Here is a 6,927-nt window from a genome sequence, read left to right as displayed (position 1 = left end):
AAAATTAAACAATAATACGCCAAATACAAGTTTTCTTGTCATTTTAATCTGCACAAATTGCAGAGATAAATAGCTTCAGTATTATGATAATTGGATTAGTGGAGGTTATTAGGCAGTTTTTACCTAAATAATGCTTAGGCAAAAACTATGCTAATGCTTTAGTGTTTCTAAGCCAGAAAAATTATCGTCCTTGTTTTTTACAGAGGAAGATGGTGAATTGTTTCCATTATCGCTTTCAATTGGAATAGTAGACTGTATCAAAGCAATTTTTATAACCTCATCAATGTCCTTGACAAAAACTACATCGACTTTTTCTTTGATGCTTGCTGGTATTTCTTGCATATCCTTTTCATTTTCGCTAGGGATAATCACAGTCTTGATTGATCCTCTAAGTGCTGCAAGTAACTTTTCTCTCAAGCCTCCAATAGCTAAAACTCTACCACGCAGTGTCACTTCACCTGTCATAGCAACACTTTTGTTAACTGGTATGTTTGTCATAAGAGAAACAATGGATGTACATATTGCACTACCAGCAGAAGGTCCATCCTTTGGTACAGCACCCTCAGGTAGATGCAAATGTATATCATTGTTTTGAAATTTTTCAGGCTTTATGCCAAAGAATAGACAATTTGATCGAATATAACTATACGCAGCCTTTATGGATTCTTGCATAACCTCTCCAAGTTTCCCCGTATATTTTATTTCCCCCTTACCTGGAATCAAAACTGACTCTACCATTAAAATATCACCACCTGTTTCAGTGTAGGCTAGTCCAGTTACTACTCCCACTAAACTCTCATTTTCTGCAATACCAAAGGTATATTTACGCACTCCTAAATAACCCTGTAAATCGTTAACTCCCACACATATTTTCTTATTTTTACCTTCTAATATTTCTTTCACTGCCTTTCTCATGAGCTTTGCAAGCTCCCTCTCCATACTGCGAACGCCACTCTCGCGTGTATATAAACGTATCAACTCATACAGTGCATCGTTAGTTATACTCCATTCTTTCTGACGCAAACCATGCTCTTTCTTTAATTTGGGAATTAGATGATACTTAGCGATGCTAATTTTTTCATCTTCAGTATAACCAGATAATTGTATGATTTCCATCCTATCATGCAAAGGGTGTGGTAAGTTCAAGCTGTTTGCTGTAGCGACAAACATTACACTTGAAAGATCAAACTCAACTTCTAGGTAATGGTCCGTAAAGTGCTTATTGTGTTCAGTGTCCAAAACCTCAAGCAACGCAGATGCAGGGTCGCCACGCGAATCAGAACCCATCTTATCTATTTCATCAAGTAAAAAAAGTGGGTTGCATGAATTAGCTTTTTTCATGTGTTGAATGACTTTGCCGGGCATTGAGCCAACATAAGTTTTTCTATGGCCACGTATTTCAGATTCATCACGCACACCACCAAGAGCTATGCGAACAAAATCTCTTCCTACTGCCCTTGCCATAGACCTAGCTAAAGAAGTTTTACCAACACCAGGTGGTCCCAATAAGCAAAGTATAGGACCCTTGATCTCTTTTACTCTCTTTAACACTGCCAAAAACTCTATTATTCTATCTTTTACCTTCTCTATACCATAATGATTTTCATCTAAGATTTTTTTAGCTGCATTTAAATTAATTTTTGCATCTTTGTATTTTCCCCATGGCAGATCAAGCAACCAATACAGATAATTAGATATAACTGTAGCTTCAGGAGAAATGGGATTCATTTTCTTATATCTTTTCAACTCAGTTATAGCTTTCTCCCTTGCTTCCTGAGAGAGCTTTATTTCTTCTATCTTTTTTTCAAATTCATTTATTATATTTCCTTCTTCTCCATTCTCAAATTCGCCCAATTCTTTCTGTATAGCTTTCAACTGCTCATTGAGGTAGTAAGCTTTCTGAGTGCTTTCAACTTGTGATTTAATTGTTTTATATAAACGGTTTTGTGCATTCAAAATGCTGATTTCTCTCTCAATAAAAGTAAAAGTTTTTCTTAAACGTTCCCCCGGACCATAAGTCTCAAGTATGCTTTGCTTACCTGATGCTTTTATATTCAAATATGAAACTATCGTGTCTACAAGCAGATCAATTTCTTTGATCTGCTCAACGGGATTAACAACAATATCAGGCTGGTTTTTCTTGTTCAGTTTACACCAGCTATCAAACGCACCTATAACAGATCGCTTTAAAGCTTCCAGATCGACATTATCCTCATCTTCCTCATATTCATGATAATTATCCAACTCTACTCTAGCCTGTAATAAAGTATGAGAGTCGATATACTCAACAGCTCTTCCTCTGCTGATTCCTTGGATTACAACTTTTACCGCATTATCAGGCAATTTTATCAATGGCTGTACAATATTTGCTAGCACACCTACTTCATAAAGATCTTGTGGCTCTGGGTTGTCAAGAGAGCCATCTTGCTGTGTCACAAGAAAAATCTTATTTTGGTGACTACTATTATTAATTGCATACTCTAACGCATTAATGGATTTTTCCCTGCCTATAAATAAAGGTACCACTACACTTGGAAAAATTACCACATCTCTTAAAGGCAATACCGGCAATGTAGCAAAATCAGAGTCCATAGCACACTCAATGTTCATAATACATGCTTAAATTAACCATCAACCCCCTGCTACAACGCCACCCTTGTTGCCACGATTGATCACTACTTTTCCTGATTCCACCATTTCCTTAGTAACTACTATTGTACTACCTTCAAAACCCCCGTTTCCAACTGTATACATAACATCAAGCAAGAGTGACTCTAAAATAGCACGTAACATTCTTGCACCTGTCTTGTAACTCATAGCTTTTTCAGCAATAGCTGATACCGCGTTATCTGAAAATTCAAGATTTACTTTGCTAAACGTAAGTAATGCCTTGTACTGTTTTATTAGTGCATTTCTTGGCTCTACCAGTACATGTACTAAATCTTCGTGATCTAACTCATCTAAAACAGCAGTTATTGGAACACGCCCTACGAACTCCGGTATCAAACCGAATTTAATTAAATCTTCAGGTTGAACATCACGTAAAGTATTTTTTTTCCTTTGCTCTTTAGATTGACTGATATCTGCTCCAAAACCAACTGATGTTCCTTTCTTTCTTGCTTCAATGATCTTGTCTAAACCTTCAAAAGCCCCTCCGCAAATAAATAGTATATTATTAGTATCTACTTGTACAAATTCCTGTTGTGGGTGTTTCCTTCCTCCCTGTGGCGGAACGTAAGCAACTGTGCCTTCCATAATCTTAAGTAGAGCCTGTTGGACTCCTTCGCCTGAAACGTCACGTGTTATCGAAGTACCTTCAGATTTCCTTGTGATTTTATCTATTTCATCTATAAACACTATACCACGTTGTGCCTTTGCAACATCATAATTTGCTGCTTGCAATAGACGCGATAACACGCTTTCCACATCATCACCTACATAACCTGCTTCAGTCAGAGTTGTTGCATCAGCCATCGCGAACGGCACATCTGAAACTTTAGCGAGCGTTTTGGCTAGCAAAGTTTTACCAGAACCAGTAGGACCAATGAGCATTACATTCGATTTTTCGATTTCAACATCGCTTATAGAGTGAAATTGTGCCATAGACTGACAGTGGTTATACATTGCTACAGACAAAACATGTTGTGCGTGTTCTTGACCAACAACATGCTTACTAAGAAAATTTTTTATATCTTCAGGTTTTTTTAGTAGCAACTTCACATCAGACATATAATCTGAATTAAATGCCCCACTTTTCTTTTGGCTTATTGCTCTATGAGATAACTCTATGCACTCATTACAAATAAACACTTTCAAACCGTCTGAAGAATTAGTAATTAACTTATCTACTTCATTTTGTGCTTTATTGCAAAAAGAACAGTAGTGTAAATCATCATTGTTGTCCATCAACTCACCTTATTGTCCAATTCTAATACTTTCAATCTTAATATCTTTACGCTCAGCTATTACTCTGTCAACCAAGCCAATTTTCCTGGCTTCTTCAGGATCCATGAATTTATCTCTTTCCATCATTCTTTCAATTTGCTTCAGTGAACTTCCAGTATGCTTTTCATAAATCTGATTTAGCTTTTTCTTAATTCGCAAAATTTCATTAGCATGTATTTCTATATCAGTTGCCTGACCCTGACAACCACCAGATGGCTGATGTATCATAATTCTTGAATGAGGCAGAGAGTAACGCTTACCTTCTGTACCAGCTGCAAGCAGCAGAGAGCCCATAGATGCAGCTTGACCTATACACAAAGTTGAAACATCTGGTTTTATATACTGCATTGTATCATAGATAGACAAGCCAGCAGTTACAACGCCACCTGGGGAGTTAATATACATAAAAATGTCTTTATCGGGGCTTTCCGATTCTAAAAATAAAAGCTGTGCTACTATTACGCTGGCCATATTGTCCTCAATAGGACCAGTTACAAAAATTATTCTTTCCTTCACTAACCTCGAATATATGTCATAGGCGCGTTCACCACGACCAGTTTGCTCAATTACAATTGGTATAAGAGTCATACCTTTTCCTACTAAATATTATCAAATAATTCCTTTAACCCTTTCACAGAAACAATCTGCTCTTCTTTATTAACTTTTTCTATTATATAATCTGTAACTTTATGCTCAAGAGCTTGCCCTCTAACTAACTCCTGAAATTGCCTGTTTGAGCTAAAATGTTTCAATGCTCTATTAAGCAGCACATCTTTATTGACATACTGGTTCAGAATAACATTTAAAACATCATTTTGAGTTAATGATATTTTATGTTCTGTACTGAACTTCATAAGTAACATTGCAAGCTTTACTCGTCTTTCAGCTTCCTTACAAGAGTCATCTTTAGAGTTCAACTCTCTTTCCACTCTCTGCTGTTCCTGTTTTACTACGTCTGTAGGCAAATCAAAGCTGTAACTAGCATCCAAACAATCAAATAGCTCCTTCTTAATTAATAGGTCTCCCATTTCTTTACATTGATTATCAATTACTTCTTTTGCATGATTTATTAGCGAAGAATAATCCTCAAAACCAATCCTCCTAGCTACTTCATCATCACTTTCAAAATCTTCGGCAATCTGAATATCATTAATTCGGACAGAAAAAGTAGCCTCTTGTCCCGCAAGGGAAATTACCTGGTAATCCTCAGGGAACCTCAACTTAAAGCTTTTTGTTTCTCCTTTTTTCACGTCAATTAATTGATCTTCAAACCCATCGATAAATGCTCCGGATCCTAAATTAACAGCAAAATTTTTGCCACTTCCACCTTGAAAGAGTTTGTTTCTAATCCGCCCTTCAAAGTCAATTGTCAATTTATCCCCATTTTTCGCTTGATAAGAATCATCATCAACAGAGATAAGATTAGGAAATTTTGTTTTTATAGAATCAATAAATTCTTTTATGTCTCCCTCTTCGATTTTTGCCTCAACTTTCTTCAAATTTATTTTACCAAGATCTATTGTTGGAACTTCTGGCATTGACTCAAAAGACAGTTTGTATACAAAATCGCCTTTTTCATCCCTTTTATCCAGATCTGGTAATGATATAATATCAATCTTAGGATGAATGTGAGACTTGACTTCAATTTTTTCCATTAAATCACTTGAGCAATAGTCAATCGTATTATTCACTACATATTCCAAAACTTCACTTTTATAGTTTTTAACAACAAGGTCGTAAGGCGTCTTCCCGGATCTAAATCCAGGCAATTTTGCATTCTTCACTACCTCTTGTAATCTAGAATTCATCTTTTGTTCTACATAATCGCTACTAACTGTGATTTCATACTCATGCTTTAGTTTATCTACACTAAGCTTCTTATAGGTATATATATTACTTGATGTATCTACTTCGACTGCATTTTGAGGTATGTTACTAGACATCATAACCTATTTATCAATGTTTTAATTTATATTTTTACAAAGCTATTTTACTAGAATCTCAATAAAATACAATCCTTAAGAACGAGTTTTTACACAAACATTAGAGTATATTTAGTGATCATAAACCTTTTTTTTAATCCAAGTACATGATTTTGAGTGCGGATAGAGGGACTTGAACCCCCACGAGCAAGCTCACCAGGACCTAAACCTGGCACGTCTACCAATTCCGCCATATCCGCAGGAATCTTTCAGCAACTTATAGCTAACACAAACTATTCCTGTCACCTTAATTATAAGTACCGTCTTAAAAAGACTCAAGGTCTTAAGTCTTACTTAATTTATAGTATTTACACAATCAAAAAAGCTTATTAACATTCCTTATGAAAATTCTAAACCTAAAAATCAATAATGAGACTAATAACAAGCTTCTTACTTGGAATTTTTCTAATTACACAGAGTGGCTGTACACCACTTATAATAGGTAGCGTAGTGGCTACAGCAACAGCAATAACAACACAAGATAAATCTTTGGGAAATATTGTTGATGATACAACTATGGTAATCAGAATCAATAAAGGGCTCCTAAAGCATGGACTATTTTCAGCTATAAAGGTTAAAGTAAGCGAAGGAAGAGTATTGCTCATTGGAAACGTTGATACCCCTGAAAAGCAACTCACAGCAGAGAAAATAGCTTGGCGACAAAAAGAAGTTAAAGAAGTAATAAATGAAGTAAGAGTAACACCAATACAAACAACTTCCATGCTTGACACTACCATAGATGGTATAATAACGGCGGAAATAAGAACAAGACTTTTAGGAAAAAAAAATATCAAATCAATTAATTATAGCGTCAATACGGTTGATAGAGTTGTTTATTTGATGGGTATAGCTCAAAATAAAGCGGAACTAAAAGCTGTAATAGCAATTGCAAGAAAAGTAAAAGGGGTAAAACAAGTTGTAAGTTATGTACGGTATGGACACAGCAAATTACGCCATTAATGGAAATTTAGTTCCCAGTGGCAATTTTATGTCAAAGGTG

Annotated in this window: 5 protein-coding genes and 1 tRNA gene; 1 reads left to right on the top strand and 5 read right to left on the bottom strand. The window is 35.7% G+C overall.

The features are described from left to right. Positions 1–150 precede the first annotated feature (150 nt). The 5 genes from lon to IHO40_RS05045 all read right to left on the bottom strand — a co-directional run bounded on the left by lon (position 151) and on the right by IHO40_RS05045 (position 6,127). A complete protein-coding gene (lon, locus tag IHO40_RS05065; RefSeq protein WP_225537058.1) occupies positions 151–2,610 on the bottom strand; it encodes an endopeptidase La in 2,460 nt (819 codons plus the stop codon). Positions 2,611–2,631: 21 nt separating this feature from the next. Beyond that, a complete protein-coding gene (gene clpX, locus IHO40_RS05060) occupies positions 2,632–3,909 on the bottom strand; it encodes an ATP-dependent Clp protease ATP-binding subunit ClpX (protein WP_410543365.1) in 1,278 nt (425 codons plus the stop codon). 6 nt (positions 3,910–3,915) lie between these two features. Next, on the bottom strand, positions 3,916–4,533 hold the full coding sequence (gene clpP, locus IHO40_RS05055) for an ATP-dependent Clp endopeptidase proteolytic subunit ClpP (RefSeq protein ID WP_225537056.1): 618 nt from the start codon (positions 4,531–4,533) through the stop codon (positions 3,916–3,918). An 11-nt stretch (positions 4,534–4,544) separates the two neighbouring features. Next, complete coding sequence (gene tig / locus IHO40_RS05050; RefSeq protein ID WP_225537055.1) at positions 4,545–5,888, bottom strand: trigger factor; 1,344 nt, start codon at positions 5,886–5,888, stop codon at positions 4,545–4,547. Between the two features lie 157 nt (positions 5,889–6,045). After that, positions 6,046–6,127 (bottom strand) — tRNA-Leu (locus IHO40_RS05045). Between the two features lie 169 nt (positions 6,128–6,296). Between IHO40_RS05045 and IHO40_RS05040 the strand changes: the two genes are divergently transcribed. Next, a complete protein-coding gene (locus IHO40_RS05040) occupies positions 6,297–6,887 on the top strand; it encodes a BON domain-containing protein (RefSeq protein WP_225537054.1) in 591 nt (196 codons plus the stop codon). Positions 6,888–6,927 lie beyond the last annotated feature (40 nt).

It is taken from the genome of Wolbachia endosymbiont of Mansonella ozzardi, from assembly GCF_020278625.1.
Lineage (GTDB): Bacteria > Pseudomonadota > Alphaproteobacteria > Rickettsiales > Anaplasmataceae > Wolbachia.
This window is presented reverse-complemented; position numbering and strand designations above follow the sequence as displayed.

Excerpts from the sequence above, each read along its gene's own strand:
- lon (WP_225537058.1), bottom strand. The coding sequence starts at position 2,610 with ATGAACATTGAGTGTGCTATGGACTCTGATTTTGCTACATTGCCGGTA.
- clpP (WP_225537056.1), bottom strand. The coding sequence starts at position 4,533 with ATGACTCTTATACCAATTGTAATTGAGCAAACTGGTCGTGGTGAACGC.
- tig (WP_225537055.1), bottom strand. The coding sequence starts at position 5,888 with ATGTCTAGTAACATACCTCAAAATGCAGTCGAAGTAGATACATCAAGT.
- IHO40_RS05040 (WP_225537054.1), top strand. The coding sequence starts at position 6,297 with ATGAGACTAATAACAAGCTTCTTACTTGGAATTTTTCTAATTACACAG.